Source organism: Nonomuraea roseola (genome assembly GCF_039535395.1).
Classification (GTDB): Bacteria; Actinomycetota; Actinomycetes; order Streptosporangiales; family Streptosporangiaceae; genus Nonomuraea; species Nonomuraea roseola.
On record NZ_BAAAXC010000015.1, the window covers coordinates 4,843,586 to 4,870,521 of the forward strand.

Annotated in this window: 26 protein-coding genes; 9 read left to right on the plus strand and 17 right to left on the minus strand. The window is 69.5% G+C overall.

The genetic code is table 11. From position 1 onward, the window contains the following. Positions 1-136: 136 nt before the first annotated feature. Together ABFX55_RS46405 and ABFX55_RS46410 are read left to right on the plus strand one after the other, a co-directional pair. On the plus strand, positions 137-886 hold the full coding sequence (locus ABFX55_RS46405) for a tyrosine-type recombinase/integrase (RefSeq protein WP_346130258.1): 750 nt from the start codon (positions 137-139) through the stop codon (positions 884-886). A 49-nt stretch (positions 887-935) separates the two neighbouring features. Continuing rightward, entirely contained in the window at positions 936-2,447 is a 1,512-nt protein-coding gene (locus ABFX55_RS46410) for a protein kinase domain-containing protein (RefSeq protein WP_346131460.1), read from the plus strand. An 18-nt stretch (positions 2,448-2,465) separates the two neighbouring features. Here ABFX55_RS46410 and ABFX55_RS46415 read toward each other — a convergent pair whose 3' ends face one another. The 10 genes from ABFX55_RS46415 to ABFX55_RS46460 all read right to left on the minus strand — a co-directional run bounded on the left by ABFX55_RS46415 (position 2,466) and on the right by ABFX55_RS46460 (position 14,567). Continuing rightward, complete coding sequence (locus tag ABFX55_RS46415; RefSeq protein WP_346130260.1) at positions 2,466-2,618, minus strand: helix-turn-helix domain-containing protein; 153 nt, start codon at positions 2,616-2,618, stop codon at positions 2,466-2,468. Further along, entirely contained in the window at positions 2,615-4,117 is a 1,503-nt protein-coding gene (locus ABFX55_RS46420; protein WP_346130261.1) for a DUF1349 domain-containing protein, read from the minus strand. The genes ABFX55_RS46415 and ABFX55_RS46420 overlap by 4 nt, the downstream gene beginning before the upstream one ends. A gap of 269 nt (positions 4,118-4,386) precedes the next feature. Then, entirely contained in the window at positions 4,387-5,502 is a 1,116-nt protein-coding gene (locus ABFX55_RS46425) for a sensor histidine kinase (protein ID WP_346130263.1), read from the minus strand. After that, positions 5,499-6,161 (minus strand): response regulator transcription factor, encoded by a 663-nt coding sequence (locus ABFX55_RS46430; RefSeq protein WP_346130264.1) that lies wholly within the window; start codon positions 6,159-6,161, stop codon positions 5,499-5,501. The genes ABFX55_RS46425 and ABFX55_RS46430 overlap by 4 nt, the downstream gene beginning before the upstream one ends. Positions 6,162-7,345: 1,184 nt before the next feature. Beyond that, positions 7,346-8,335 carry an adenosine deaminase gene (locus ABFX55_RS46435; RefSeq protein WP_346130266.1) on the minus strand — a complete coding sequence of 330 codons (990 nt, stop codon included), beginning with the start codon at positions 8,333-8,335 and terminating at the stop codon, positions 7,346-7,348. 2 nt (positions 8,336-8,337) lie between these two features. Continuing rightward, positions 8,338-10,071: an adenine deaminase C-terminal domain-containing protein gene (locus ABFX55_RS46440; protein WP_346130268.1), complete on the minus strand. Its 1,734-nt coding sequence runs from the start codon at positions 10,069-10,071 to the stop codon at positions 8,338-8,340. Beyond that, entirely contained in the window at positions 10,064-11,413 is a 1,350-nt protein-coding gene (locus tag ABFX55_RS46445) for a purine-cytosine permease family protein (protein ID WP_346130270.1), read from the minus strand. Before ABFX55_RS46445 ends, ABFX55_RS46440 begins: the two co-directional genes overlap by 8 nt. 105 nt (positions 11,414-11,518) lie before the next feature. Further along, the gene (locus tag ABFX55_RS46450; protein ID WP_346130272.1) at positions 11,519-12,394 is read right to left on the minus strand and encodes a 1,4-dihydroxy-2-naphthoate polyprenyltransferase; all 876 of its coding nucleotides are present in this window, start codon (positions 12,392-12,394) and stop codon (positions 11,519-11,521) included. Then, a complete protein-coding gene (locus tag ABFX55_RS46455; RefSeq protein ID WP_183657399.1) occupies positions 12,394-13,002 on the minus strand; it encodes a GNAT family N-acetyltransferase in 609 nt (202 codons plus the stop codon). Before ABFX55_RS46455 ends, ABFX55_RS46450 begins: the two co-directional genes overlap by 1 nt. A 152-nt stretch (positions 13,003-13,154) precedes the next feature. Continuing rightward, positions 13,155-14,567 (minus strand): aminotransferase-like domain-containing protein, encoded by a 1,413-nt coding sequence (locus ABFX55_RS46460; RefSeq protein WP_346130274.1) that lies wholly within the window; start codon positions 14,565-14,567, stop codon positions 13,155-13,157. On the opposite strand from ABFX55_RS46460, the gene ABFX55_RS46465 reads away from it, so the two are divergent. From ABFX55_RS46465 to ABFX55_RS46475, 3 genes are all read left to right on the plus strand, one after another. Continuing rightward, complete coding sequence (locus ABFX55_RS46465; protein ID WP_346130276.1) at positions 14,566-15,492, plus strand: DMT family transporter; 927 nt, start codon at positions 14,566-14,568, stop codon at positions 15,490-15,492. The genes ABFX55_RS46460 and ABFX55_RS46465 overlap by 2 nt on opposite strands. 54 nt (positions 15,493-15,546) lie before the next feature. Continuing rightward, the gene (locus ABFX55_RS46470) at positions 15,547-16,569 is read left to right on the plus strand and encodes a hypothetical protein (RefSeq protein WP_346130277.1); all 1,023 of its coding nucleotides are present in this window, start codon (positions 15,547-15,549) and stop codon (positions 16,567-16,569) included. 82 nt (positions 16,570-16,651) lie between these two features. Continuing rightward, the gene (locus ABFX55_RS46475; protein WP_346130279.1) at positions 16,652-17,086 is read left to right on the plus strand and encodes an ASCH domain-containing protein; all 435 of its coding nucleotides are present in this window, start codon (positions 16,652-16,654) and stop codon (positions 17,084-17,086) included. A gap of 276 nt (positions 17,087-17,362) precedes the next feature. On the opposite strand, the gene ABFX55_RS46480 is transcribed toward ABFX55_RS46475, so the two are convergent. Next, positions 17,363-18,079 (minus strand): hypothetical protein, encoded by a 717-nt coding sequence (locus ABFX55_RS46480; protein WP_346130281.1) that lies wholly within the window; start codon positions 18,077-18,079, stop codon positions 17,363-17,365. 284 nt (positions 18,080-18,363) lie between these two features. On the opposite strand from ABFX55_RS46480, the gene ABFX55_RS46485 reads away from it, so the two are divergent. Together ABFX55_RS46485 and ABFX55_RS46490 are read left to right on the plus strand one after the other, a co-directional pair. Then, positions 18,364-19,986 (plus strand): alpha/beta hydrolase, encoded by a 1,623-nt coding sequence (locus tag ABFX55_RS46485; protein ID WP_346130283.1) that lies wholly within the window; start codon positions 18,364-18,366, stop codon positions 19,984-19,986. Beyond that, positions 19,976-20,998 (plus strand): acyltransferase family protein, encoded by a 1,023-nt coding sequence (locus tag ABFX55_RS46490; RefSeq protein ID WP_346130285.1) that lies wholly within the window; start codon positions 19,976-19,978, stop codon positions 20,996-20,998. The genes ABFX55_RS46485 and ABFX55_RS46490 overlap by 11 nt, the downstream gene beginning before the upstream one ends. 9 nt (positions 20,999-21,007) lie before the next feature. Here the strand turns inward: ABFX55_RS46490 and ABFX55_RS46495 are convergent, their stop codons facing one another. Together ABFX55_RS46495 and sigJ are read right to left on the minus strand one after the other, a co-directional pair. Then, positions 21,008-21,232: a hypothetical protein gene (locus ABFX55_RS46495; protein ID WP_346130287.1), complete on the minus strand. Its 225-nt coding sequence runs from the start codon at positions 21,230-21,232 to the stop codon at positions 21,008-21,010. A 45-nt stretch (positions 21,233-21,277) separates the two neighbouring features. Continuing rightward, positions 21,278-22,237 carry an RNA polymerase sigma factor SigJ gene (sigJ, locus tag ABFX55_RS46500; RefSeq protein ID WP_346130289.1) on the minus strand — a complete coding sequence of 320 codons (960 nt, stop codon included), beginning with the start codon at positions 22,235-22,237 and terminating at the stop codon, positions 21,278-21,280. 325 nt (positions 22,238-22,562) lie between these two features. On the opposite strand from sigJ, the gene ABFX55_RS46505 reads away from it, so the two are divergent. Then, positions 22,563-22,859, plus strand: coding sequence for a hypothetical protein (locus tag ABFX55_RS46505; protein ID WP_346130291.1), 297 nt, complete (start codon positions 22,563-22,565; stop codon positions 22,857-22,859). 120 nt (positions 22,860-22,979) lie between these two features. Here ABFX55_RS46505 and ABFX55_RS46510 read toward each other — a convergent pair whose 3' ends face one another. Both ABFX55_RS46510 and ABFX55_RS46515 read right to left on the minus strand, forming a co-directional pair. Continuing rightward, positions 22,980-23,459 (minus strand): GntR family transcriptional regulator, encoded by a 480-nt coding sequence (locus tag ABFX55_RS46510; RefSeq protein WP_346130293.1) that lies wholly within the window; start codon positions 23,457-23,459, stop codon positions 22,980-22,982. 26 nt (positions 23,460-23,485) lie between these two features. Beyond that, complete coding sequence (locus ABFX55_RS46515) at positions 23,486-23,974, minus strand: GntR family transcriptional regulator (RefSeq protein ID WP_346130295.1); 489 nt, start codon at positions 23,972-23,974, stop codon at positions 23,486-23,488. A gap of 109 nt (positions 23,975-24,083) precedes the next feature. Between ABFX55_RS46515 and ABFX55_RS46520 the strand changes: the two genes are divergently transcribed. Continuing rightward, positions 24,084-24,380, plus strand: coding sequence for a hypothetical protein (locus tag ABFX55_RS46520; RefSeq protein ID WP_346130297.1), 297 nt, complete (start codon positions 24,084-24,086; stop codon positions 24,378-24,380). A 690-nt stretch (positions 24,381-25,070) separates the two neighbouring features. Here ABFX55_RS46520 and ABFX55_RS46525 read toward each other — a convergent pair. Continuing rightward, positions 25,071-26,192 carry a CU044_5270 family protein gene (locus tag ABFX55_RS46525; RefSeq protein WP_346130299.1) on the minus strand — a complete coding sequence of 374 codons (1,122 nt, stop codon included), beginning with the start codon at positions 26,190-26,192 and terminating at the stop codon, positions 25,071-25,073. Then, complete coding sequence (locus ABFX55_RS46530) at positions 26,189-26,794, minus strand: RNA polymerase sigma factor (protein WP_346130300.1); 606 nt, start codon at positions 26,792-26,794, stop codon at positions 26,189-26,191. Before ABFX55_RS46530 ends, ABFX55_RS46525 begins: the two co-directional genes overlap by 4 nt. Between the last annotated feature and the right edge of the window lie 142 nt (positions 26,795-26,936).

Consider the following 26,936-nt stretch of genomic DNA (forward strand, 5'->3'; position numbering starts at 1 on the left):
GGCGCCGCACATCTGTGACACAGAATTCGTATTACCTGTCACACTGGCCTTCCCGGCGGCACTCCGCCCCTGCTCGCCGCATCGCGGACCGGGGCTGACTCGGCAACGTTATGTGTCACATCCCCGGGAGGCTCCGGTGACCATCGTCCCGATGCCAGGCCGTGCCGGGCGGCCCGGCCTGGTCCGTGTCGCTGACGCGGTCGACCAGTACCTGGAGGCCATCCAGACGGCCACCACCCGGGCCAGCTACGCCGAGACCCTCGCCAGGCTCGTCGAGGTCGTCGACCCCAGCCCCGCGGCTCTCCTCATCGCCCTGGATTGCGATCACTACGCCGCGACGATGAGCCGCTGGGATAGCGCGGCGGCCGCGACGTGGAACCGGCATCTGTTGGCGCTGACGTCCTTCACCACCTGGGCCCAGCGCCAGGACCTCCTGGACACCAACCCGGCCCGTCGGCTGGAGCGCCGCAAGCCCGCCCGCCGCGGCGACCGGTCCATCCCCCGCACCCGCCTGGACACCCTGTTCGGCGACGATCAGAACTCCCTGCGCGAGCGGGTCCTGTGGCGGATGCTGTACGAGACCGCCGCCCGCGCCGAGGAACTCCTGTCCCTCAACATCGAGGACCTCGACACCGAATTCCGGCGGGCCCGGATCACCTCCAAGGGCGGCGCGGTCGAGTACGTCCACTGGGCCACCGGCACCGCTCGCCTCCTCCCACGCCTTCTGCAGGGCCACACCACCGGCCCGGTGTTTCTGGGGTGCCACCGGAATACGGCAGTAACGGGCCGCGAGGTGGCACAGCTGCTGGTCAGCGTTATGCGAGTGCTGCGTAGGCGGCGGAGTCGCCGAGGTGACTTAGACGCCGGCTTGCGCTCTTGCCCGTAGTTTGGTGTTGATCATAGAGGGGCGGAGGGATCGGGGTGGTGTAGTGCGGATGCTGTCAAGGCGGTATGAGCTGCTGGAGCCGTTAGGGCGCGGCGGTATGGGGGTGGTGTACCAGGCGCGTGACCGGGAGCTGGAGCGGATCGTGGCGGTCAAGGTGCTGCCCGCGCAGATGCTCCGCGATGAGGACTTCCGAGCCCGGTTCCGCCGGGAGGCGCGGGCGGCGGCGGGCTTGTCGCATCCCAACATCGCGACCGTCTACGACATCGGTGAGGACATCGCTGACGGGGATCCGGTTCCGTATTTGGTGATGGAGCTGGTGGAGGGCGGGACACTGGCCGATCTGCTGCGCCAGGCGCCGCCGACCCCCAACGAGGCCGGGCAGATCGTGGCGGCGGTCTTGGAGGCGTTGGAACACAGCCACGAGCGAGAGGTGGTGCACCGCGATATCAAGCCCGCCAACATCATGGTCCACCGCGCCGGCGGCCGGGTGCGGGTGAAGGTGATGGACTTCGGGATCGCCAAGCTCATGTCGGAGACGGCCACCCGATTGACCGCCACCGGAATGCGGATCGGCACCCCGTCCTACATGTCGCCCGAACAGGCCGACGGCAAGCCCGCCGACGCCCGCTCGGATCTGTACTCCACCGGATGCGTGCTGTATGAGATGCTCACCGGCCGGCCGCCCTTCACCGGGGACTCGCCCACCGCCGTGCTCTTCCAGCACCTGCACAAGACCCCGCAGCCGCCCTCACAGCTGAACCCGGCCCTGGCCCCCTCCTGGGATCAGGTGCTGGCGACCGCGCTGGCCAAAGACCCCCAACAGCGCCACCGGGATGCCGCGGCGATGCGACAGGCCATAGAAACCGGCTCAGCCGCCCCCACCATCCAGGCGCCTGCGCCGGCCCCGCCCTCCGCCTTCGCACCGGCTGCCCGGCTTGAGGCCCCTCTACCTACCGAACCGGCGCCCACCGAACCGGCACCCCACGCGTCGGCCCTCCACGCATCCCACTCTCCCGGTCTCGGGGAGCGGTCCGCGCCTGCATCCGCAACGCAATATCACGTCGTTGCCGCGCCGCCCCGGGTCCTGACCCGCCGCCGCGTGCTCACCGGGCTGGGTGTCGCAGGCCTGGCCGCCGCGCTGCCGGCCGCCTACTACGCCTTCACCCGGGAAGGCACCGCCACCCTCCTCGGCCAACCCCTCGCCGGCCACAACGGCGTCGCCCACTCGGTGGCGTTCAGCCCGGACGGCAAGATCCTGGCCACCGGCAGCAGTGACGCGACCGTGCGGTTGTGGGACGTGGCCACCCGCGCCCTCCTCGGCCGTCCCCTCACCGGCCACCACGACGGGGTCGACTCGGTGGCGTTCAGCCCGGACGGCAAGATCCTGGCCACCGGCAGCAGTGACGAGACCGTGCGGTTGTGGGACGTGGCCACCCGCACCCCCATCGGCCGCCCCCTCACCGGCCACACCGACTGGGTCTTGTCGGTGGCGTTCAGCCCCGACGGCAAGATCCTGGCCACCGGCAGCAGGGACGACACCGTGCGGTTGTGGCAACTGTGAAGTGATCCCGATCGATGATCAAGCCTGTGGCCCGTTTCTGCCGTATTCCGGTGGCACCCGTTCATCGGCTGCCTGGCCGACCACCTCGATGTCGGGCTCGCCGTCCAGCATCATGCGTAGTACGTCGCGGACGGCCGATCGCTCATCGGCGATCACTACCCAAATGATCATGCCGTCCTCCTCACACTCGCCGCCGCGAGGGTGATAGCGGCATACCCGCAGGCCACAGCCAACCCTGCCCATGGCGGGAGCGGGTAGTAACCCCCGAGCAGTGACTGCTGCACGTCCACATGCGCGAACGTGGGGACGCTCTGCGTGATCGCGAACCCGGCGGCAGGAGTGATCATCAGCAGCCAGGGCGCGAGACCCGCGATCGCCAGGAAGTAGGGCACGACGACCAGCGCGATGGCCAGCCCAATGGCGATGACGGCCCGCTTGACCAGCGCGGCCAGGCCCAAAGCCAGCACGGCGGCTGCCGCGGTCAGCGCCGCATAGCCGACGATCACTCGCAACCCGGTGCCCAGGGTGAGCGGCTGGATCGGGTTGTCGTTGGCGCGCAGCAGAGCCAGCCCGGCAGGGACCACAACCGCCGAGGTCACCAGCCCCGTCACGAACGCGACCGCGCCCATCACGGCGGCTTTGGCCGCCAGCAGCCGCTCCGGATGCGGCCCGGCCGGCGGGCCGGTCCTGAATAGCCCGCGCCCGCCTTGCGCCGTGACGAACGTGGCCGCTACCACGAGCACCGGGATCAGCCCCAGGGCGCCGCCGATCAGCATGAGGTCGGCGCGCAGACCGCCTTCCACCGTGGCGGGCCCGATGTCACCGCCCCCGGTGACGATGAGCTTGTCGCCGGACTCGACGACCCCGCCCGGGTGATGCGGGGTCTTGCCGTCGGACTCCAGGACGACGCCGACGTCGTCGCGGCGCCACGAACCGTTCGCGCCCTGCACCGTGATCTGGTCGAAGGTGGCGGTGGCCTGGGCGAAGGCTTGCGCCATGTCCCACGAGGCGCCTGGTGAGGTGGCGAACAGCCCGATCTCGAGCGTCTCCGGCAGCCCGGCCAACTTGACCGTGCTGACCTCGGTCCACGTCTTGCCGTCGTCCGACTCGTAGCCGGTGATGGTGTCTCCCGACCTGGTCAGCCGCAGCCACTGCGGGCCGTTGTGAGGGCCGCCGGCCACGTCGTGGATGTAGTTGTGCTGCATCCGCACGCCGTGAGCCCCGGTGAGCATGACGGCGGCGTACGGTGTGCCCTGCTTGAGGCTCTGCCTGACGAGCAGCCCGGCCTTGGCCCACGGCACCACCCCCTCCTGGACGTTGCGCACCCCGGGTACGGCGTCCGGCAGCCGGATCTGCCCGGTCATGTCCGATACGCGGGCGGTGATGCTGCCGTTCCCGGTGAGCGGCTGGTGCACGAAGTAGTACTTGTCGCTCACCGCCGTGCCGTCGGGCCCCACCAAGGGCGCGGGGCAGGTGCCCTCTCCCTTCCCGGTCACGCAGGTGCTGCGGGCACCCCCGGCAATCAACAGCCCGAGCGACACGGTGACCAGCACGGAGGCCGCCATGGCGAGCACCCAGCCCCGCACAGAGAGGAACGTGGCCCACTCCGTGCGCAGCGACGCGGAGAAGCCGGCCCGCCGGCTGGTTCGGTGAGGTGTGAATGAACTCATGCCGACGGTTGTACGCGGCACCCGGTTCCGGCCCGGTCGCGGCCGCTGCGACCGGGCTGCGACCGGGGATCTGGCATCGTTGAGCAGTGGCAGCTCGCTCCGGCGGACGGTCCGCGCCGCCCTGCCCGCGCGACGACCATCGGTGCGTGGCCTTGAGCGGCAACCAATCGGTCAATGGCGGCAGCAAGCCGGCACGTGCTGCGTTACCGTCTCCAGCGCTCCGATGCGGGTGGCAGATGCCGCCCCTGTTTTGCAGTCGTCCCCTGATGTCAAGGACGGTTCGGACGGGATCCGTGTGCGAACCGCACGGTGATGGACAGACCCCCTCCGGGGCGTGCGCCGGCGATCAGAGTAGCGTGGTGAGCCCGCGTGACGGCATGGACGATGGCCAGGCCGAGGCCGTAGCCGTCGCCGCGGCCGTGACGATCGGGCGCCAGCTTCTGGAAGGGCTGGAAGAGGCGCTGGATCTGGTCGCCGGGGATGACCGGCCCGGTGTTGGTGACCGTGAGGGCCACGTGCGTGCCGGAGGTCCGCGTCCTGATCTCCAGGTGCCCGCCTTCGTGGTTGTGGCGGATGGCGTTGTCGATGAGGTTGGTGACGAGGCTTTCGATCAGCCCCGCGTCCCCGGCCGTCACCGCGGGCGAGAGATGTTCGGCCAGGCCGATGCCTTTCTGCGTGGCTTGGTCGCGGCGGGAGGCGAGCACTCCTTCGACGACGTGGGCGAGGTCGAGGGTGTCCCAGCGGGTGACACCGCGCTCGCTGGTGGCCAGGTCCAGCAGGGCGTGGACGAGCCGCTCCTGGTGTGCGCCGAGAGCGAGGGCCTCCCGGCAGGCCGAGCGCAGGGTGCCGATGTCGGCATCAGGGTCGGCCAGGGCGACTTCGAGCAGGGTACGCAGGCCGGCCAGAGGGGTCCGCAGCTCGTGGGAGGCGTTGGCGACGAAGTGGCGCTGGGCATCGAAGGAGGCCTGCAGGCGGGCGAACAGGCCGTCGAGAGTGTGGCCGAGCTCAGTCAGCTCGTCCGTGGGCTCGCCGAGGCCGAGACGCCGGTGGAGGTCTCCGGCGCAAATGACGTTCGCGGTGGCGATGATGGCGCGCAGCGGCTGCAGGAACCGGCCGGCGACGAACCAACCCAGAGCCAGGGCGACCGGGATCAGGATGACCAGCGCGACGGCGGATCCTATGAGGAGCTGGGGCAGGCCGATGCCGGGCCCGGCTCCGGTGACCGTACTCGGCGAGGGCCGGCCCTTGGGGACGGCCGCGTCGATGCTCGCGAGCGGGACGGCGACCATGACGAGCACGAAGACGCCGGCGGCGTAGATGCCCGCCGCGTAGGCGAGCCCGAGCCGCGTCTGCAGGGACCTGTCGGCCAGCCGCTGGGAGATCACGACGGTCCGATGCGGTAGCCGCCTTCGCGGATGGTCTCGATCACGGGCGGGTCGCCGAGCTTGGCCCGTAGCCGGTGCATGGTGTGCTTGACGGCGCTGCTGAAGGGGTCGGCGGCCTCGTCCCAGACGCGTTCGAGCAACTCCTCGGCGGAGATGACCAGGCCGGGTGCGGCGAGTAGGCATTCGAGCAGGGCGAACTCCCTGGGGCTCAGCTCGAGACGCCGGCCGGCCCGGTACGCGATACGGCGGGGCGGATCCAAGGTGATGTCCCCGCATGCCAGGGTGGGCGGCAGCGGCGGGGTGGCGCGGCGGGCCAGGGCACGGACGCGGGCGACCAGTTCGGCGAACGCGAACGGCTTGGGCAGGTAGTCGTCGGCGCCGAGGCTGAGCCCGTCGACGCGGTCGGCGATCGTGCCGGAGGCGGTGAGCATCAGCACGCGGGTCTCGCAACGGCCGTGGGCCAGCCGGCGGCAGATCTCGTCCCCGTGGACGCCCGGCAGGTCGCGGTCGAGGATCACCACGTCATAGCGGGTGACGGCCAGGCGCTCAAGGGCCGCGGTTCCGTCCAGGACGACGTCGACGGCCATGCCCTCGCGGCGCAGCCCGGTTCCGATGGAGCGGGCGAGGACCTCGAAGTCCTCGACGACGAGGACCCTCACCGCCACGCACCACCGATCGTCACGCGGGCGGGGCGGCCGGACCGGCCGCCGGGTCGAGATGCCATGGCTCAACGATGCCAGGTCCCCGGTCGCAGCTGGGTCGCAGCGGCTGCGACCGGGCTGGAACGGGGTGCCGCGTACAACCGTCGACATGAGTTCATCTCGAACCGTGAGCTTGCTGTGAGGAGCGCCCCGGGATCGTCGTCGACGGACTGCGCAAGCGGTATGGGGCGACCCTGGCCCTCGACGGCATGTCCTTTTCCGTCCGTCCGGGCGTGGTGACCGGCTTCGTGGGGCCGAACGGGGGGTACGGCCGGAATACGGCAGAACGTACCGCGCCCGACCCCTGACCGGACAGAAGCAGGGCTCGTCCGGTCCACCGAACGACGTCCCCAGAGGTCGGCGCGTCGATAGCCCATGCGGACCGCAATCCGGCCCCAGGCTGGGCATGGTCATCCACAGCCGAAACCTGGCCCTCCGCCTCACCGTCCGACCTGCGGATTCGAGTGACCGCGGCCCGTTTCTGCCGTATTCCGGTGGCACCCCTTTCTCGCTGACCGGCGGGCTCCCGCCGAAGGACGCCGCGCCCCGGCGGCCGCAGACATCTGCCCGATCACCGGGCGCGGCCGGCTGTCCTACCCGCGCGCCGAATACCTGTTCAAGACCGCCACCACCATCCTCGACCCGCACGGCACCGGCTGGACTCTCCACCAGCTGCGGCACTCCGCGCTCCTGCACCTGGCCGCCGCCGGCCGGACCGCGCCCGAGCTCCAGGCCAAGTCCCGGCATCTGCACCTGGGCAGCCTCGGCCCCTACGTCCAACTCGGCGAACAGACCTCCGCCCAGGTCACCGCCGACGCCGACCCCGCCGCCCGCCGACGGTCCCGCTGACCCCGCACTCCGGGCTGTGGCACATCAACGCAGGTCAGCGGTAGCTTCGTTGGATTTTCCGCGATTGCTACTGGCACCCCGGGGAGCCCGAGCGAGCGGAGTCGCGTCACCGGAGGCGCGCCTCAGCAGATCCAGCGAACCGGCTGCCCGGTGAGGCGGGAGATGGTGTCGAAGTCGTTGTCCGCGTGCTCGACACCACAAACTCACCGTGCTGAGGCCGAGCCCCCACCGGGCGCTGTCCGAAGCCTCACGCGCGGAGCGCGCCCGGTGAGGGCCTTGCTGTTTCCGGGGGGCTACTGCTTGGCGTAGGTCTCGAGTTCGGCCAGGTAGGCGTCCTTGAGGTGGCGCGGCAGCCAGGTGATCTCGAAGGCGTTGCGCTGCACCTGCAGCAGTTCCTCCCTGGAGAGCTCCAGAGCCTCCAGGTTCTCCTGCACGTACCCGGGGAAGTACGCGGGGTCGTCGGAGTTGATCGTCACCCGCACCCCCAGGTCGAGCAGCTTGCGGATGCCCTCGGCCTTCATCGAGTCCGTGACGTAGGAGTTGGAGATCGGGCAGCAGGTCAGCCCGATGCCCTTGTCGAGGATCTGCTGCACCAGCGCCGGGTCCTCCAGGATGTTCACCCCGTGGTCGATCCTGTCGACCTGGATGTCCTCGAGGCACTGGCGGATGTGCTCGACGGAGTTCTCCTGGTCGACGTCGCAGTGCATGGTCAGCAGGTAGCCCTCCTGCCTGGCCCGCTCGTAGACGGCGGCGAACTTCGCGGGAGGGTTGCCCTTCTCGTCGGAGTCGAGGCCGACGCCGACGATCCACTCCTTGTACGGCAGCGACTCCAGCAGCGTCGCCATCGCGTACTCGGCCTGGAAGTCTCGCAGGAAGCACATGATGAGCTGCGCGCGCACGCCGAGCCGCGCGTGGGCGTCCATGAGCGCCCTGCGCAGACCGCGGATCACCACGTCGAACGGCACGCCGCGCGAAGTGTGCGCCTGAGGGTCGAAGAAGATCTCGGCGTAGCGGACGTTCTGCGAGGCGGCCTTGCGCAGGTAGGCCATGGCCAGGTCGTAGAAGTCGGGCTCGGTGCGCAGCACCCGCATGCCCTCGTAGTAGACGCCGAGGAAGGACGGCAGGTCGTCGAAGGCGTAGGCGGCCCGCATCTCCTCGACCGTCGCGTACGGCAGCGCGATGCCGTTGCGCTGGGCCAGCTCGAACTTGAGCTCAGGCTCGAGGGTCCCCTCGATGTGCAGGTGGAGCTCGCACTTGGGCAGCCCTGCGATGAAGTCCTTCATGATCAGGCCTCCGTGAGGATCGGGTCGATGACCTCCAACCGCACGCAGTCAACCAGACCGAGGTCGGTGACGGCGTAGTCGGGGATCGCGGTGATGGACAGGAAGAACAGGTACATCAGTGGCGCGGGCAGCGTGCAGCCGAGCGAGCGGGCCACCTCGTCGAGCCGCTCCTCCAGAACGGCCATCTCGGCGGCGGGCAGGTCGGAGACGATGCCGGCGACGGGCAGCGGCAGCGACTCGACGACGGCGCCGTCCACCACGATGACCTGACCGCCACCCATGGCCGAGACGGCGTTGACCGCCAGCGCCATGTCGGAGCGGGAGGCGCCCACGCAGATGATGTTGTTGTCGTCGGGCGCGGCGCTGGTGGCGATGGCGCCCTTCCTCAGTCCCATCCCGCTGACCATGGCGACCGGCATGTTGCCCGTCTTGCCGTACCTCTCGACCACGGTGACCAGCAGCGCGTCGTCGGCGACGGACGGTTCGACGATCCCGTCGACGACGGGAAGGCGCACGTCGCGCCTCTTGCGGACGAAGACCTGCTCGGTGAAGTTCAGGGTGAGGACGGTGACCTCGTCGGCGTCCGAGCGGAGCGCGAGGTCGTCGGCGATGATCTCGCGAACGGGGAAGGGACGCACCTCACCCCTGGCGGGCGGTACGGCCGGCGTGACCATGGCGCCGTCGCGCGCCACCAGACGTCCTCCCGCGACGACCTCGCGAACGATGAAATCGTTCAACGAGTCAACGATCAGAACGTCGGCGAATCGGCCGGGCGCGATGCTGCCGACCAGGTCGTCGATGCGGTACATCTCGGCGCAGTTGACGGTGGCCATCTGGATGGCGGTGACGGGGTCGACGCCCGCCTTGATCGCCATCCGCACCAGCTTGTCCATGTGCCCGCCCGCCAGCACGTCGGCGGCGTGGACGTCGTCGGTGCAGAAGGCCACCCTGCGGGCGCCGACCTTGGCCACGACCTGGATGTTCTCCTGCAGGAAGTGCGCGACGGACGACTCGCGGATGATCGCGTAGATGCCCTGGCGCAGCTTCTCGAGCATCTCCTCGTGGGAGTAGGACTCGTGGTCGAGCCTGATGCCGGCGGCGGCCAGGCCGGCGATGCGGCGGGCGTCCGACAGGGGAGCGCAGCCGAAGATCGGCAGCCGCCTGCGGCGGGCCAGCTCCAGCGCCTCCATCACGGCGGGATCGCCGTGCTCGACCATCTCCTGGACGGTCTCCCAGATGCCCACGCACTCGGGCCACTCGTGGGCGACGCGGTGCTCGTCGGGGCCGAAGGTGTGGCCGACGGTCGACTGCGGCACGGTGTAGGGGGCCTTCGCGGGGGCGCCCCACCAGATGCGCATGCTGGTCGCCGCCGCCTCGTCCAGCGCCTGCCGTACGCCGGGAAGGCCCTCGGCCACGAGGATCTGGTCCAGGCCCGAGACCACGCTGGTGGTGCCGAAGGGGACGGCCAGGTTGGCGAAGCTGGTGACGGACAGCTTGCTGCACTCGATGTGCAGGTGACCGTCGATGAGGCCGGGCACGAGGTAGCCGCCGCGCGCGTCGATGATCCGCGTGGAGGGGCCACGTTCCAGGGACGGGCCCACCGCCGCGATCCTGTCGCCGCTGATGCCGATCTCGGCCTGGTAGGTCTCGCCGGTCAGGACGTTGACCAGCACCCCGTTCGCGATGATCGTGTCAGCGGGCCTGCGGCCGTAGGCCACATCGAGCAGGTCATGCATGGGCGAGCTCCTTGACGGGGACCGCGCGGCGGTCCAGGGCGGCGTAGACGACACCGGCGACGACGAAGCCGGCGAAGATGCTGAGGTCGGAGCCTCCGGTGGCGCTGGACAGCCAGCCGACGTAGACGCTGGAGTTGAGCCAGAGCCCCGCGGCGAGCATGCCGACCGCCTGGGCGATCAGGCCCGCCCAGCGGATCTGGCCAGGCCCGCTCTCGTCGAACAGCGAGGCGGCGTCGTAGACACCCTTGCGGCGCAGCCAGTCGGTGACGTAGATGCCCGCCCAGGGGGCCAGCCAGACGACGACCAGCCCGAGGAAGGCGTTGAGCATCGTGTTGAACGAGTCGGAGGTGATGGCGACGAACGTGATGATCACGCAGAAGATCAGGTCGAGGACGACCGCGGCCCACCGCTTGATCCTGATGCCGGCGGCCTGCAGGTTCAGCCCCGAGGAGTACAGGTCGGTGGTGTTGGCGGCGAAGAGCGTGACCACCGTCAGCAGCAGGTACGGCACGACGAACCACGACGGCAGCGCCCCCGGCAGGCCGGAGATCGGGTCGCTGGCGTTGGTCACGACGGTGGCGACCGCGGCGCCGAGGATCATCAGCAGCAGGTACGGCACGAAGCCGCCCAGGAACGCGTAGCCGAACACGGCCTTTTTGGAGGAGTCGACGGGCAGGTAGCGCGAGTAGTCGCCGCCGAGGGGCGCCCACGACAGGCCACCGCCCGACATCACCAGCATGACCGCCAGCGTGAACGTCGAGAAGTCCGCCGAGCCGCCCGCCGTGAGGTTCGCCTTGGGCGCGACCAGGACCGCCATGACGACGAACATCGCCACGAACACCCAGGTGAGGTACTTCTGCGCCTTCATCACCGCGGCGTGGCCGATCAGCGGCAGGATGAGCTGGATGACCGCGGCGATCAGCACGATCGCCACCTTCAGCCCGAGGCCCTCGCCCTCCACGCCCGCCTGCTTCAGCAGCGTGAGCCCGGCCAGGGTGATCATCACCATGCCGCCGGCCTCGAAGCCGACCATGTTCAGCCAGCCGAAGAAGCCGAGGACGCGGGCGCCCTTGTTGCCGTAGGCGGCGCGGGAGATCGCCATGGTCGAGGTGCCGTGCTGCATGCCCTGGATGCTGCTGAATCCGACCAGGGGGAAGGCCAGCAGGTTGCCGATCACGATGGCGGCCACGGCCTGCCAGAAGCTCAGCCCCATGGCGACCACGATCGTGCCGTAGACCACCGTGAAGACCGTGGTGGTCGTTCCGGCCCAGAGGAAGAGCAGGTCGCGCGGGCGGCCGTACCGCTCGCTCGCAGGAACCAGCTCGATCCCGCGTTGCTCCATGGGGGTCCCCTCACTGTCACCGAATATCCGGGTTCAGTGAACCAGAGGGGGTTGACCAGGACGTTTATTCGCGCATACGAGAGTGCGACGCCGGTTTGTATCCGCCTACAAGGTGATCGCCAAGCCGACGGCGAACAGCAGGCCGTAGGCCATCTGCAGCTTTCCCGTCGCTTGGAGCACGCCGATCAGCGCGGGGCCCGTGGCGCCGGCCAGCACGGTCCTGATCGGGCCGATCGCCAGCGGGGCGGCGAGCACGGTCAGCGCGGTGAACGGCGTGAACGGAATCAGCAGCAGCGCGATCAGGAAGGGCAGGGTGAGGCAGGCGGTGTAGAGCGTGCGGGTGCGCGTGGCGCCGAGCACCACGGCCAGCGTGCGCTTGCCCGCGGGGCCGTCGGTGACGACGTCGCGCAGGTTGTTGACGACCAGCATCGAGCACGACAGCAGGCCGATCGGCACCGAGGCGGCCAGCGCCGTCCAGGACAGCTGCTCGGTCTGCACGTAGGCGGTGCCGACCACGGGGACGACGCCGAAGAAGACGAAGACCGCCAGCTCGCCGAGCGCGCGGTAGCCGTACGGGCTCTTGCCGCCGGTGTAGAACCAGGCGGCGGCGATCGCCGCCGCGCCGACCAGCAGGATCCACCAGGCCCTGGTCGCGATCACCAGAGTCAGGCCCAGGACCGCGGCGGCGGCGAAGCTGCCGAGCGCGGCGGCGAGCACCTCGCGCGGCGCGGCCGCCCCCGAGCCGACCAGGCGCATCGGGCCGACGCGCTGGTCGTCGGTGCCGCGGATGCCGTCGCTGTAGTCGTTGGCGTAGTTGACGCCGATCTGCAGCAGCAGCGCCACGAGCAGCGCCACCACGGCCCGCCACCAGCTCGGGGAGCCCTCGCCGATGGCCAGCCCTGTGCCGACCATGACGGGCACGATCGCGTTGGGCAGCGTGCGCGGGCGCGCGCCTGCCACCCACTGGTTCAGTGAAGCCATCAGCTGATGTCCGTCGTCAGCCTGACCATCCGGATCGGACGGCCCATGTCGAGCACGCGTTCGGCCATGTCCTCGCCCCATCCGGCTGACTCGAGGAAGCCGAGCACGGCGTAGTTCTCGGCGAACACCCAGGTCACGATCTGGCGGAAGCCGTCTTCGCGCAGGTAGTCGACGGTGGCGTTGAGCAGGCGGCTGCCGTGCCCGCGCCTGACGAAGTCGGGGTCGACCAGCAGCGTCAGCATCTCGGCCGTCACCGTGGGGTCGAGGTCGGGATCCTCGGCGGGGGCGTGCGAGGCCAGCCCGACCACGCGCTCACCGCCGCGCGGCGTCGCCGTGACGTTGACGCCGCCCTGGCCGAGCGCGGGGAAGCCCTCGGTGTCGAGGATGGTCTCCACCGCCACCAGCACGCGGTGCATGCGCGTGGGAGGCGCGACGATCGCCTCGTCCCACTGGCGCAGCCACATCTTCTCGGCCGCGGGGCCGGTCATCTGCTCAAGGGGCCCCTCGGGGAGGAACTCCCTGTAGCCATAGCGCCAGGCGCGGACCTGAGTGTTCGCAACCTGGAGCACATCCTCGCGCCGGGCCGCCCGGACGCCTACGTCTGCCATCTCGGCCCGCTCCTTCGCCTGCCGTTGTGCCCGCGACCGGAGGATCTCGGGGGCACGTGTTACACCGTATCGGTGATTCAGGGCTCGCGATGACGCCTGGCTCGATAACGAAGGGTCTTCGTCCCGGTTTCCCGCGCGAGACATGGGCCTGCTCAGGTGGCGGGCGCTTCGCTGAGACCAGCGTACGCCTCGGCTAGCCGCCGTACGCCCTCGGTCAGTTCGGCCAGGTGCGTGGCGGCGCTGTGCGTGACGCGGACGCGCGGCCCCGGCGGCTCCGCGGGGTAGTAGATCCGTCCGGGGCTCACCTGGACGCCGTTCCTGCGCGCCCCTTCGACCAGCGCGGCCTCGTCGACGTGCGGCGGCAGCCGTACCCAGAGGTGCAGGCCGCCGCGCGGGACCAGGTGTGGCTCGGCGTCCGGAAGCAGGGAGAGCATCGCGGCGGCCAGCGCGTCGCGCCGGGTGGTCAGCTCGGCGTGGACGGAGGACAGGTGGCGCGGCCACGACGGTGAGCCGACGAACTCCAGCGCGGTCTCCTGCAGGGGCCTGGCCACGAAGAACGACTCCACCAGCTGGCTGGCCCTCAGCCGGTGCGCGGCGGGGCCGCGGGCGATCACGGCGGCCAGGCGCAGACTGGGGGCGAGGATCTTGGTGAGGGAGCTGATGTGGACGACCGTGCCGTACCGGTCGAGCGCCACCATCGACACGGGCGCGTGGGCGGTGAGGAAGCGGGCGTAGTCGTCCTCGACCACGAACGCGTTGTTGGCCCTGGCGACCTGGAGCACCTGCCGTCTGCGTTCGGCGGACAGGGTGGCGCCCGTGGGGTTGTGCAGGGTGGGCTGGCAGTAGAAGACCCGCGCGCCTGTCACCGCGAACGCCTCGGCCAGCAGGTCGGGCAGCACGCCGTCGCGGTCCATCGGCACGGCCGTCGCGCGCAGGCCGGCCGCCTTGGCCGCCGCCAGCGCCCCCGGATAGGTCGGCGTCTCGACCAGCACGTGCGTGCCCGGCGCGGCCAGCGCGCGGAAGGCGTGACTGAGCGCGGCCTGGCCGCCGCTGACGATCAGCGCGTCGGCCGCCGTCACGTCGCCTCCCGCCTGCCTGGCGAACCATCCCCGCAGCTCCTTGAGGCCGGTCAGCGGGGGCAGCGCCCACGCGTCCGCGCGCTTGACGGCCCGTGAGGCCGCCGCGGACAGCTGCCTGTCGGGACGCATGGCCGGGTTGAGGTAGCCGCCTGTCAACGGGATGACGTCGTCGGGCGGCGCGGTGAGCAGCGCGGTCACGCCCGAGTCGTCGACCACGCGGTCGCCCAGCGCGACGGTCTGCCACGAGAGGTCGCTCATCTCGCCGACCGAGGGCGCCGCAGGGGCGACGAACGCGCCGCTGCCCGGCCTGGTGACCACCCTGCCCTCGGCGGCGAGCTGCCCGATCGCCCTCGACACCGTGACGGGGCTGACCCCATGGCGGCGCATGAGCTCCCTGCTGGAGGGCAGCCGGTCGCCCGGCCGCTTCGCCGCTATCTCCTGACGCAGCGTCGCGGCGAGCTGGACGATGCTGCTATCGTCTTTCATGAGAGACAAGAATAGCGCTATCGTCGGCGGTGGAGTAGCGGTTCCCCTCGCGGTCAGGAGTGACGAGCTGAAGGGCACCGCTCTCGCCTTCGCCGGCGTGCTGGCCTTCTCCGGCTCCTTTCCCGCCACCGTCTTCGCGATGCGCGGGTTCGACCCTTGGCTGGTGGCCGTCGGCCGCGCCCTGCTGGCCGGGATCGTGGCGCTGGTCTGCCTCCGTGCGGCGAGGGTGCCGCTCCTGCCGCCGCGGTCGCAGTGGGGCTCCTACGCGCTCATCTCTCTCGGCGTGGTCTTCGGCTTCCCCGTCTTCAGCGGCCTGGCCCTGCACCTGGGGGCGAGCACTGCCCACTCGGCGGTGGTGATCGGCCTGCTGCCCGCCGCCACGGCGGCCTTCGCCGTCCTGCGGGCGGGCGAGCGTCCGCGCCCGCTGTTCTGGGTCGCCTGTACGGCGGGAGCCGTCGCGATCACCGTCTTCACCGTCTCGCAGGGCGGCGGCAGCCTCTCCCTGGCCGACGTGCTGCTGGTGGCGGCCCTGCTGTCGGCGGCGCTCGGTTACACCGAGGGCGGCAGGCTGGCGCGTTCGACGCCGGGCTGGCACGTCATCTCCTACGCCCTGGTGCTGTCGCTCCCCGTGACGCTGCCCGTCTCGGTGGCGCTGGCCGCCGTCACCCCCGTCACGCTCACGGCGGCCTCGGTCGGCGGCTTCCTCTACGTCGGCCTCGTCTCGATGTTCCTCGGATTCATCCCCTGGTACGCGGGCCTCGCGCGGGGCGGCATCGCCCGCGCGGGCCAGACCCAGCTCGTCCAGCCGCTGCTCACGCTGGTCTGGGCGTGGCTGTTCCTCGGCGAGAGGTACGGCCTGGCCACCGTGCTCGGCGCGCTCGCCGTCCTGGTCTGTGTGGCCGTGACGCAGCGGAGCCGCTCGTAGTCCTTGAAAGACGTGACACCTCAGCGCAGGATAGGGGCAGGAGGTGTCACAACCATGGCCGACCTCACGATCCCCGAAGGCGGATTCTGGCCAGCGCCCGAGATCCCCCAGCCGAACATCTATCCGATGGAATGGCGGGTCGAGACCGAGAAGCTGGCGGCGATCTACGAAAAGTCCAAGCGCATGGTCTGGAACCCGGCCGACCTGCCGTGGGACGGGCTCTCCCCCGACGACTTCACGGTCGAGCAGCGTCTGGGGATCATGTACTGGTTCGCCGTCCTGGCCAACTTCGACGCCTCAGGGCCCGCGGTGTTCGCTCGGGCGACCATCCAGGCCTTCGAGAAGCACGAGGAGGATCCCGTCCGCAAGTGCTTCTTCTCGATCACCAGGGACGAGATGAACCACGAGGAGTGCTGCCAGCGGACGATCGCCAAGCTCTGGCCCGGCGGTCCTCTCGACTGGACTCCCGTCACCGACCTGGAGAAGGCGGCGCACAACAACATCGGGTGGCTCTACCACAACGGCGGGCGCTACTGGACGGGCTACAGCTCGGCGGTCGGGAAGTACTCGCTGCCCGTGCTCTTCACCTCGTTCATGATGGGCGAGATGGCGGCGTCCACCCTGTTCAGGGGCATGGCGTCGGGCACCCAGCACCCGGTGTTCAGCGAGATGTTCCAGCGCATCGGCCGCGACGAGTCCCGGCATCTCCAGATCTGCATGACGATTCTGGAGAACGAGTGGCCCGGGCTCACCGACGACGTCCGCTCGCTCATCACCCGGCAGCTGCGGGCAGGGTTCGTGTTCCTGTCGATGATCCTCTGGGAGCCGCCCGAGGGCTTCTGGGAGCTTCCGCCGTACTTCCTGGACAACCACCGGGTCCTCATGGACCACGCCAGGGAGGCCGGGCTCGGGGTGCTGTCGTACGAGGAGCAGGCGGAGAACTGGCGGGTGGCGATGGCGAGGATCCGCGCGATCGTCGAGCGGTGGGGGATCGAGTTCCCGGCCATTCCCGAGCTCGACATCGAGGGCGTCCACGTCGACTTCCTCGACCCCGAGGAGATCATCCCGGTCTTCTGACCCTTCCGGAGGTCCGCGGGCCGCCGCCTTCAACAGGCCCCGGCTTGTGAGGGCGGCGGCGGCTGGCCGTAGCCTGCGGGTCATGTGGGGAAGGATCGACGGACTCAGGGTCCTGGGGCTCGGCACGCCGGGCGGGCTGCGCGCCGAGTTGAACGGCCTCGTGCTGTCCGGCGCCAAGACCGGCACGGCGGGGTTGCTCGAGCACGACTACCGGGCGGAGGGCGAGGAACTGGAGCGGGCCGGCGAACGGCTCGCCCTGGTCGACGACGACGACCAGCCGATCGCGGTGATCGAGGTGACGGCGGTCGAGGTGGTGCCGTTCGGCGAGGTGACGTGGGAGTTCGCGGACTCGGAGGGGGAGGGGTACCGCTCGGTGGAACACTGGGCCGACTCCCACCGCCGCTTCTGGAACAGCCTGGGCCACACCGTCGACCCCACCACAGAGATCGTCTGCGTGTCCTTCCGCCTGGTCGAACCTGAGGTCCTCTCGGACGAGGCCCAGATGAGCAGGTCCTGAGTCGGTTGGGCCGCTCGGCACATCACCCCCCATCGAAGGTCCACCGAAGCTGACCGACGCCGAGCTTGCGAAGCCGCCGTGCCCCCCGAGGGAACGACCATTCGCACGGCGCTCCGGTGCGGCCGTGGGCGCCAGGCCGTCGAACTGGGCTCGGCGTGCCAACCGTTGCGGGGCAGGACGCCCGAGCGAGGTTGTCATGGCTGACCGTCGGGGGGAATCGTCATCCCGTGAAACCCGCCGTCCTTGTGCCGGGGCGTCCCGAGTCGGCGGAGGCGATCAGCTGAACGCCTGGATCAGCTGCATGTGGGGGAAGGTGACCTGGACGGCGCGGGAGTTTGCGTCCTTCAGGAATGCGACGAACGCCGGGTCGTGGAAGGCCGTGCCCGCGGTCATGTCCTTGACCGCGTTCGTGCCGGGAGCGGTGATCCGGTGCCGGGCATACCAGGGGTCGATGACGTAGCACTGGGGACCCCATGAATCGACGTCATCGGGCGTTCCCGCGCGGTTGACCACGATGAAGGCGTGGCCGCCCTGATCGCCCTCGTACTTGAACAGCTCGACGACCGAGCCCGGATCAAGAAGATTGTGGTTGCGAGCGAGGTGGCCGAGGGCCGCACAGGCGAACATCGTGCAGACCCCACTGGAGAAGTTCTTGATCGACTCGTCGCCGCGCTTGAGATAGTCGATCTTCAGCTGAGTGCGGAGTTGCTCGAACACCGGGGCGGTCAGAGCGCTCCACTCCAGCTCTTTGTCGAGCAGACCGCTGTGTTTGGCCGCGGCGGCGAAAGCGACCTTCTCGTTGCGGCTGGCATTCGCGAACGTCTTGGCGTCCGCGATGACCTGCGGCACCTTCGGATCCAGATCCGGCCGGGCGCTGAAGGCGGCTGTCGGTCCCTCCGCGAGCGAGTGGAACGGGTTCCAGACTCTGGCACTGCTCAGAGAGGTGCTCTGTAACGACTGGTTGATGGCGGTCATCGCGGTGAGCTTGGGCATCCGTGTCTCCTCGTGTCGGGCCCCCGGATGGTCTCACCTCAGGAACGTTCCATCCACCCCTTTCGGCCCTTCACATGGGGGCGTTCGGCGACGAATTGTCGATACCGGCTGATCAAGCCTGGTTGTGAAGGGAGGGGCGAGCGCTGTCTCCCGGCCTGGGCCAGAAGTACTCCTGTCCCGGGTCTGGAGTACTGAAGACGCCGCGCTGTCAGGAGTCCGGTCTCAGCTAGAGATCGTTCCTGCCGTCGATGAACCGAAGCCTGGATATCAGCAGGCTGAGATACATGTCCGACATCCTCGATCGCCTGCACCGGATGTTCTTCCGAATCGTCTCGCTTCTTCCCGCCTCCGTTCAGGGTCGCTTTCTCCGCCACTACTTCGAGTGGGTTCATCGCTTACCTGACCCTTGGCGGTATGACACCGAGCCGTATGAGATCGACAAGTATGAGATGACGTTGCGGCACGTGCCCCACCGTGCCTACAGGAGAGTTCTGGACGTGGGATGCAGCGAAGGGGCATTCACCCGCAGGCTGGCCCGCGCATACCCGAGCGCGGAGTGCTGGGGGGTGGACGTCTCGGATCGGGCGGTCACAAGGGCGGCGGCGAAGGCGGCTGGCGCGGCGAGGTTCGTGGCGCTCGATTTCCTCAACGAGGACCCCGACGGCACCTTTGATCTGGTCATCTGCGCCGAGACGCTGTATTACGTGGGCCGCGACGAACGGCTGCGCCTGGCTCTCGGGCGACTTCGCTCGTTCATGGTGCCGGGCGCGGTCCTGGTCCTGATGCACGAGTGGCCCGAGGCGCGCCGCCTCTACCGGCACCTCGACGAGAACCCGTTCTTCCGCAGAGTGAGCGAGCACCCGTACGAGCACCCGGTGCGCTCGTACGCCGTCACAGTGTACGAACGCGTGGAACCCGCCTCGAGTGATCGTGCCGCGCTTCTGCGGGCACCACGCACCGATCCCATGACCCGCCTCGGCAGGGGGCCCAGGCCCCTGGGCCGTGATTTCGTCGAAGGACGGCATGGCCCCGCCTCCGCGGCGATGCGGGGCAAGAGACGGGATCTCTCCCGTTCGCGGATGCGGCCCTTTCGGACGCTGCTGCTGGCCGCCGTGCTCGCCACGGGGACGGCCGCCGCGGGCCGGCCAGTGGTGGATGAGCTGCCCCTTCCCTTGGCCTTCGATGCCCACGCACTCCAGGACCGCTACGAACTCCACGCGTGGTCGGGCCGCCAGTTCCTGGCATGGAGCCGCAGGGGCGACGGCCAGGCGATCGAGGTCGTAGGAGATCTTGCCAACGCGCGGAGAGTCATCGTCTATGTGCCAGGCTCGGGACAGAGCCTGGCCTCCTTCGACGACTCCGCAGAAAGCCCCGGGCGAGCGGCCCGCGCGCTCTATGACGAGGCCGCCGCGTTGGGGCAGGGGACCGCGGTGATCGGCTGGCTGGGCTACGATCCGCCGGACCTCGTCAACCCGGAGATCGCCACCATCTGGCCGGCCGACAGAGGCGCCCGGCGGCTGAGGTCCTTCCTCTCCATGCTGCCGCGACACGTGCGGATCAGTCTGGTCTGCCACAGCTATGGCTCGGTGGTTTGCGCTCGTGCCGTCGCGGGATCGCCGGTCCGCGATCTCATCGTCACCGGCAGCCCAGGCCTGGGTGTCAGAAGGGCATCGGACCTGCACACCTCGGCGCGTATCTGGGCGGCGCTCGGCGGCCGCGACGACGTGCTCCGCTCCGGCCTGCTGATCGGGCCGTTCGGGTTCGGCACCGATCCTGTGAGCGCCGAGTTCGGCGCGCGAGTCGTCGATGGCGGCGATGCCCAGCATCACACCTACCTCAGGCCCGGCACCCGGACCTTGACGGAGATCACCCACATCGCGGTGAGGGGGCGGGAGCGTGCAGCGTGAGCAGCGAATCGACGTGCTGCTCGCCACGTCTGTCACGGTCGGCATCCTCGGACAATGGCTCGTCACCTCGTACGTCGTCACGGACGATCTCCACGTGGCGAGCCTGCTCGTGGCCCTGCCGGAGCTGGCGCCCGCCACCTGGCTGCTGCAGACCCTGCCCGTGTTCTTCTTCACGAGCGGATATGCCCATGGTGGAGACGAGTCCTCGGCAGCGCTGCGGCTGCGCCCGATGCTGACCTTCCTGCTCGCCTGGGGAGCGGGCCTGGCGGTCCTGTCGGTCAACGGATTCTCCCTCGCCGCCATCCGGGAGATCCTCAACCCCGTGCTCCAGCCGCTGTGGTTCCTGGTGCCTTACCTGCTGCTGACCGCGGTCGCTCCATGGCTACGTCGGGCGGTGCTTCGACACGGCTGGGGGACGGCGCTCGTTCCCGGAGTCTCTGTGGCTCTTGTCGACCTTGCCCGTTTCGCCTGGCCCCAGCTGGAGTGGTTGAGCTCCGTCAACGCGATCTCGGCCTGGGCGGTGCCGTTCCTTCTGGGCCTGGCATGGAGGCAGGGCCGCATCAGCGGAGCATGGTTGCTCATCGGGGGCGGGATGCTCACGGCGATGCTGATCGCCTTCGGCGACTACCCCGTCGGCATGGTGGATGTACCTGGCGCGCCGGTGTCGAACATGGCGCCACCGACCGCGGCTCTACTCGCTTTCGGATGCGCGCAGTGCGGGCTCGCGGCACTGGCGGGCGATCGGCTCGGCCGCTGGGCCGAAGACTCCCGCGTCGCGGTCATGATCAGCGACGCGGCCTTCCCGCTCTACCTCTGGCATCAGACGGCGCTTGCTCTCATCTCGCTGGCCACGGTCCAGCTCGGCCCGATCGCCGGGCTCACCAGCCCGCCGACCAGCACGACCTGGCTGACGCTGCGGCTTGCCTGGATGCCCCTCTGCGTGACGACGCTGATCGGATTGCTGGCGCTGGCACGGCCGCGGGAGCGATGGCCGCGCTTGCCGAAGCCCTGACCATGCGGATCACAGCAGCCTGTCACGCGTGATCGTCACGGCCTGGCGGAGCCGTCCCAGGGGAGATGCCGCGACGGCCGTGGTGGCGCAGGCGGAGGAGCTCCTCGGCTTCTCCACTCTGGCCTGGACGTCAGGGGCGCGGCCAGGCGGCGATGACACGACGCAGGGCCGGTCGCCGAGCGAGACCTCCGCCTTGAGCCTCACGTAGCGTGAGGCCCTTGCGCCCGGCGGCATGGAATTCATCGTTCACGACACCCTCGCGCCGATGTCCGCGATCCTCTAGCTGCCGCTGGAGGAGCGGGCCGGGGCGCTGGCGCGCCAGGACCAAAGCTTGTCGGGGTTGCGTACCGCCCAGACGTGCATGATCCGGCTGCCTGCGACGTCGAACGCCGCCACCGTCATGGTGACGCCGTTGTGCTGGGCCACCAGACCTGGCTGACCGTTGACCGTACGCTCCAGGAGCGTCAGGTTGGGCGCTCGGTCGGCAAGAGCGAGGATGTAGCGGGCAACCTGCTCGCCGCCTTCGACGGGGTGGAGCGCGGCGCTGACCAGACCGCCGCCATCGGCGATCATCGTGGCGTCGGGGTCGAGGAGACCGACGAGGGCGGAGATGTCCTTGGCCTCCCACGCCTGCTTGAAGTCCCTTACGAGCCCGGCGTGCCGGGCTGCCGGAGCCGACGGAGTCTGCGACGCGTGAATGCGGCGGCGGGCCGAGAAGGCCAGCTGGCGACATGCCACCGGGGTACGCCCGACGATCTCGGCCACTTCCGCGAAGGAATACCGGAAGACATCGTGCAGGATGAACGCGACGCGCTCGGCCGGGGTCATCGACTCGAGCACGACCAGGAACGCCATGTTGATCGACTCGTCGAGCGTGATCCGGTCGGCCGGGTCGTCCGTGCCGGCGCTCTGCCCGTTGATCCACTCCGTGTGATCGGGCAGCGGCTCCGGAATCCATTCGCCCACGTAGCTCTCGCGCCGGGCCCGTGCCGAGCCGAGCAGGTCCAGGCAGATGCGGCCGGCGACCCTCGTCAGCCAGGCGCCGGGGGATTCGATGGCCTCCTGCTGCTTGCGGGACATGGCGTACCAGCGGGCGTAGGTCTCTTGTACGACATCCTCAGCCTCGGCCAGGGAGCCGAGGAGCCGGTAGGAGAGATTGATCAGCTGACGCCGCTCGCTCATGATCGCGCTCAAACCCGGATCGAGCAGACCGTCTCCCGGTTCGGATGGGGTGGTCATCGTTTCGCCGATTCCCTTGGTCGCATCGGGCCCTCACCAGATCGACGAAAGGTGAGGTCGGCGCGTCGCCTAACATTTCCGGCACCTGTTTCGTCGGACTACTGAGACACCCGGATCACCGAGCCTCAGACACCGCTGACAGGGAGAAGGAAAACCCGCCATGCCCACGCACACGACGACGAAGCGAGGCCTCCTCATGGTCTTGCAGGTCGCCATCACCCTACAAACCGTGGCCGTCTTCGTCCAAGCGATCACTGCTGGGCTGTTGTTGTCCACCCCCAGTGGTGGGGCGTTGCACAGTGCCGGGTCGTACACGGTGTTCATCGTGACGCTGCTGCACCTGATCGTCGCGATCCTGGTGTGGCGGCCGGGCGGCGGCTCACCCAGGCCCATCCGGTACGCCGCCGGGTTCTTCGCGCTCACCTCGGCACAGGTGGCGCTGGGCCTCGCGCACATGACGGCCCTGCACGTCCCCGTGGGAGTCCTGATGTTCGGCCTGAGCGTCCTCCAACTCGTCCGGATCTGGACCGGCCGCCGCGCTCACGGGGCTGCCGCACCATCGACGGTCGGCCGGGCCGACGGCGTCACTTCCGAGGAGTCAACACCGGCAGGGCAGATCTGACCACCGGGCACATGGCGGCCCGGGGAGCTGCCTGAGGCCGCAACATGTGATCACAGAAGCCCGCGATGGGCCAGATTCACCACGTAGCCCGGGCGTCGCGATACGAGCAGCTGAGCGGCTTCAGGCCTGGGGCCACGACTCCTTGGGTGAGACGAAGCTGCCACGGGCCGGCACGGTGTAGATCCACCCTTGCTCGCGCAACAGCGCCATGGCCCGCCGTACGGTCTCCCTGGCCACCTCATACTCCTGGACCAGGGTGGACTCACCCGGAATCGGGCGGCGCGGCTGGAGCTGACCCGCTCTGATGCGCTGCTCGATGTCGCCCGCGATCTGGCGATACAGCGGAACCCTGCGCGCCCCGCGCGGCGCCTGGCCAGGCTCGTCGACAAAGGCGCCCGATCCGGGGGCGGTGTAGATCAGGCCCTCCTCACGAAGCACGCGCAGGGCGCGCCGGGCCGTCGTCCGGGCGACACCGAACTCCCTCTGCAGCTCGGCCTCGCTGGCGACAGGGTCGCCGGGGGAGAGCCCGTGGACGATGCGCGACCGGATGATCTCACTGATCTGCAGGTAGAGATGGGTGTCACCATCAGGGTCGAGCATGGTCTAAGCATATACAGGCGATGGGACTAGTGGGGAGGAGAAGGGGGCCACTTGTCCTTGGCCGACACGTAGGTGCCACGGTAGGGAACGGTGAACGCCCACCCCTGTTCCCTGAGGTGCGCCACCGCCTGGCGGGCTGTGACCTTGGCGACGCCGTACTCCTTCATCAGCGCCTTCTCGCTCGGGATGGGCCGGTTCGGGGCGATGTCGCCTCGGCGGATCCTGACGGCGATCTCCTCGGCGATCTTCTGGTAGAGCGGCGTCTTGCGCGGGGCGCGGGGGATTCCAGGCTCGCCGACGAAGGTGCCCTCGCCCTGGATCGTGTAGGCCACACCCTGCTCGCGCAGCTCTCTGGCGACCCGCCGTGCGGTGGTGCGGGCGATCTCGTAGTCGGCCTCGAGCTGCGCCTCGCTGGGCACGGGCTCGCCTGGCTTCGGTTCGCCGCTCTCGATCCTGGCGCGGATCAGTTCGGCGACCTGCTTGTAGATAGGTACGGGGCCGTCTCGGTCAAGCACACTCGAACTATAGACCAAAAGGTACATGCGCATACAAAGCAGACGCTCAAGTGAACCTATAGAGAGAAGTAGGTAGACCTAGGAAGACGTGTTACCTATAGTGAGGAGCATGGCGGTGGACGACGAGCTGGACCGCTGCAACTCTCCTCACCTCTCACCGGTGAGCGAAACGTTCGTGCCGATCGACTGGGCAGTCGCAACGCCCCGCGCGGATCGCGTTCGAGTGCGGGCGCATACGTGCGACTGCGTGCCGGTGGCGTACGAGTTGTGCCAGGCGGCCGGGCTCATGTTCATCCGGCGCACGAGTCGAGGGGAAGGGGCGACGGTGGTGCACGAGTCCCCGTGGGAGCGGGTGCGCGAGGTGGAGGAGCTGTGGCGGCGCCTCCTGGAAGGGATGGCGCGGTGATCGCGATACGCAGAGTCGTGGGCTGGCGCGCCCTCCTCCGGTGGGGGCAGACGCGCTGGAAGGCGTCCACCGTCGCACGCGTGGCGCGGCACCGGTCGGGGGCGCAGACGTGGGGGTGGTGGGTGCCGTTGGTCGGGCAGTTTCACGAACGCGGCGCCCACCGCGAACCCTGATACGTGCTCTGGGCCCAGTGGCCTTTCGGGCGGGCGCTTGGCGGCCGCTCGGCCCAGGGCGCTTTGACCTCCGCGGGCATGCTCCATCCCGGCCTGCCCGCGGAGCCGTTCCTCCGGCGGGCAGGGCCCGGTCCGCCGGAGGGGCGGGGAGATGTGGAGGCTCCGCTCTGCGCAGCGCGGAAGGCTTCGCTGGATAGACGGGGTCGCTCCTCCGGGTGGAGCTGAGACCCGTCTAGAAAATGGGCGCCTGGCGGGCCTCCGAGTGACTGGGGAAGGGAGTCGGAGGTTCGCCGGGCGTCCTCTCTGTGCACGTGGTGCCGGTCGTATCTGGGCTTCTGGCAAGCTCCCGCGGCCTCCAGCGGGGGGATCCCCTTTCCCCTCGGCTGGAGCGGCGGCCCCGCTCTTCCAACAGACACTGTTGGCGAAGTAGACCAAACAGAAACGGCCCCGTGATCACAGAAGCGATCATGGGGCCTTTCCCATGCTAGGAGCTGTCGAGCCCGCGCAGTCCGCTGCTCTAGTTGGGAGGGGTGGGCTTGGCGTTGCTCCAGCCCGTGTCCAAGACCGCCCGATAGTACAGCGTCCTGCCGGGAACCTGCCACTTCTGGCTTTTGGGGCCTGGTTCAAGCTGGATGTCACGGCTGCCCAGGACCTTGCCGGTCTTCTGGTCGAAGAACACCTCCCGCTGGATCTTCCCACGGCCATCGGCGCTGTCGAATGGGACCGCGAGGCCGACCGCCGACCGGCCGAGCGGATCCGTGACGGCGCCTAGCTGCCGCACGCCCGGATAATCGGTGATCAGACGCATGAGACCGGCTCGCACCTTGGGCGGCACGGGCGTATCTACGAGGGCGAAGTAGACCCGGCCGAGCACCCCTGTAGGGCCGTTGCAGCGCCTCGGCGCTCCAGACCCGCCCGCTATGAACTTGACCGAGCCTTCGCACAGCAGCTTGCGCAGCTCTCCGGGGTCGGTAGGCAGCTCTTGGAGCTCCTGATAGGTGAACTGGCCGACGCCGCCGATGAGGAATGTGCCGCCGCCCTGGTCGTTCGGATGTTCCTCCTGCCAGGCACCAGACTTCGTCCTGACGGTCCTGCTCACGCCCGACGAGCCCACCGTCCAGCTCGAAGGGGAACCCGCCGCGCGCCAGGCAGCGGCGTCGGCGCTGGTCTGGGGCTTACCCGCGAAGGAGCGGCCGTAGAAGGACTGGCCGTCGCCGCGGGCGCGCCCCGTCCATCTGAGGATCTCGCGGCGCTCCTCCACGACGTAGCCACCGGTCCTGCCGAGCGCGAGCGCCGCGAAGGCGGAGCGCTGGTGGGTGTACCAGTAGCGGCCCTGCTGCTGCAGCTCCGCCTGAGAGGCGGCGGCCAGCATCATGTCGCGAGGCGACAGAGGATGAGGGATGGCCGGCACGCCTGTCGGTGGTCGTGCGGGATCGTCGTGAGCGAGCGTCATACCCGCTGCCACGGCCGCGGCCGTGGCAGCGGCTACCAAGCCGAGCGGCATGCGCCACGTACGGCGAGAGCGCGGCCGTGCGGTGTCGTCCTGGCTCAACATCCGGGTACGGGCGGCCGCCGCGGCCTCTGCGGAAGGCGGGGCCGGGTCGTCGTACACCCCACGTACGAGATGCAGCTCGTTCATCGATGTGTCTCCTCCTCGTCAAACAGCGGATTCGTTCCGCCCAGCGCCTTGCGCAGCTTCTTGCGAGCCCGGTTGAGCCGCGAGGACACCGTGCCGAAGGGCACGTCCAGAGCCTGCGCCACCTCGTCGTAGCTCAGCCCCGAAAGCGCCACCAGCAGCAGCACGTCACGCTGGTCCGCGGGCAGGGCGGCGATGGCCCTGGCCAGCGCGCCTTTGACGGCTTGCGCGCTCACCTTCGCCGTCACCTCGTCCTCGTGACCTCGGGCCGAGTTCGCCTCCGGATGCAGCCGGTCCACGGCACGAAGGAGGCGCACCTCGTTGCGGCGGTGCCGGCTGATGAGGTTGGTCGCGATGCCGTAGAGCCAAGGGCGGGCGCTGCGGTGGCTCGTGTCGTACCGGCGACGCTGACGGAAGGCGAGGGCGAACGTCTCAGCGGAGACATCGTCGGCGGCGTGCGGACCGAGCCGGCGGGATACGTACCGGTGAATCTCCGCGTAGTGCGCGTCGAAGACGGCGCCGAAACGCTCGGGTTCGTCCCAGGACCGCTCGATCACCACGGCGTCGTCCTGCGACGGTGGGGCGTCGCCCGAGGGATCGGCCAAATAGGGCTCATTCATTCACAGGCCTTGAGGTCGGCGGGACATCGTTCACCTGTTGTTGTCCGCAGGCCGCTTGCGCCTTCCCCTGAATTTCGGCGCGCCGGCTGGGGAGCAGTCTCAGCGTGGCCCCGTCCCATAGGCCCGC

Coding starts and splice junctions, on each gene's coding strand:
- ABFX55_RS46410 (WP_346131460.1), top strand. CDS start 936: ATGCTGTCAAGGCGGTATGAGCTGCTGGAGCCGTTAGGGCGCGGCGGT.
- ABFX55_RS46415 (WP_346130260.1), bottom strand. CDS start 2,618: ATGATCATTTGGGTAGTGATCGCCGATGAGCGATCGGCCGTCCGCGAC.
- ABFX55_RS46420 (WP_346130261.1), bottom strand. CDS start 4,117: ATGAGTTCATTCACACCTCACCGAACCAGCCGGCGGGCCGGCTTCTCC.
- ABFX55_RS46435 (WP_346130266.1), bottom strand. CDS start 8,335: ATGAAGGACTTCATCGCAGGGCTGCCCAAGTGCGAGCTCCACCTGCAC.
- ABFX55_RS46440 (WP_346130268.1), bottom strand. CDS start 10,071: ATGCATGACCTGCTCGATGTGGCCTACGGCCGCAGGCCCGCTGACACG.
- ABFX55_RS46445 (WP_346130270.1), bottom strand. CDS start 11,413: ATGGAGCAACGCGGGATCGAGCTGGTTCCTGCGAGCGAGCGGTACGGC.
- ABFX55_RS46450 (WP_346130272.1), bottom strand. CDS start 12,394: ATGGCTTCACTGAACCAGTGGGTGGCAGGCGCGCGCCCGCGCACGCTG.
- ABFX55_RS46455 (WP_183657399.1), bottom strand. CDS start 13,002: ATGGCAGACGTAGGCGTCCGGGCGGCCCGGCGCGAGGATGTGCTCCAG.
- ABFX55_RS46465 (WP_346130276.1), top strand. CDS start 14,566: ATGAGAGACAAGAATAGCGCTATCGTCGGCGGTGGAGTAGCGGTTCCC.
- ABFX55_RS46460 (WP_346130274.1), bottom strand. CDS start 14,567: ATGAAAGACGATAGCAGCATCGTCCAGCTCGCCGCGACGCTGCGTCAG.
- ABFX55_RS46470 (WP_346130277.1), top strand. CDS start 15,547: ATGGCCGACCTCACGATCCCCGAAGGCGGATTCTGGCCAGCGCCCGAG.
- ABFX55_RS46475 (WP_346130279.1), top strand. CDS start 16,652: ATGTGGGGAAGGATCGACGGACTCAGGGTCCTGGGGCTCGGCACGCCG.
- ABFX55_RS46480 (WP_346130281.1), bottom strand. CDS start 18,079: ATGCCCAAGCTCACCGCGATGACCGCCATCAACCAGTCGTTACAGAGC.
- ABFX55_RS46485 (WP_346130283.1), top strand. CDS start 18,364: ATGTCCGACATCCTCGATCGCCTGCACCGGATGTTCTTCCGAATCGTC.
- ABFX55_RS46495 (WP_346130287.1), bottom strand. CDS start 21,232: ATGCCGCCGGGCGCAAGGGCCTCACGCTACGTGAGGCTCAAGGCGGAG.
- sigJ (WP_346130289.1), bottom strand. CDS start 22,237: ATGACCACCCCATCCGAACCGGGAGACGGTCTGCTCGATCCGGGTTTG.
- ABFX55_RS46510 (WP_346130293.1), bottom strand. CDS start 23,459: ATGCTCGACCCTGATGGTGACACCCATCTCTACCTGCAGATCAGTGAG.
- ABFX55_RS46520 (WP_346130297.1), top strand. CDS start 24,084: ATGGCGGTGGACGACGAGCTGGACCGCTGCAACTCTCCTCACCTCTCA.
- ABFX55_RS46525 (WP_346130299.1), bottom strand. CDS start 26,192: ATGAACGAGCTGCATCTCGTACGTGGGGTGTACGACGACCCGGCCCCG.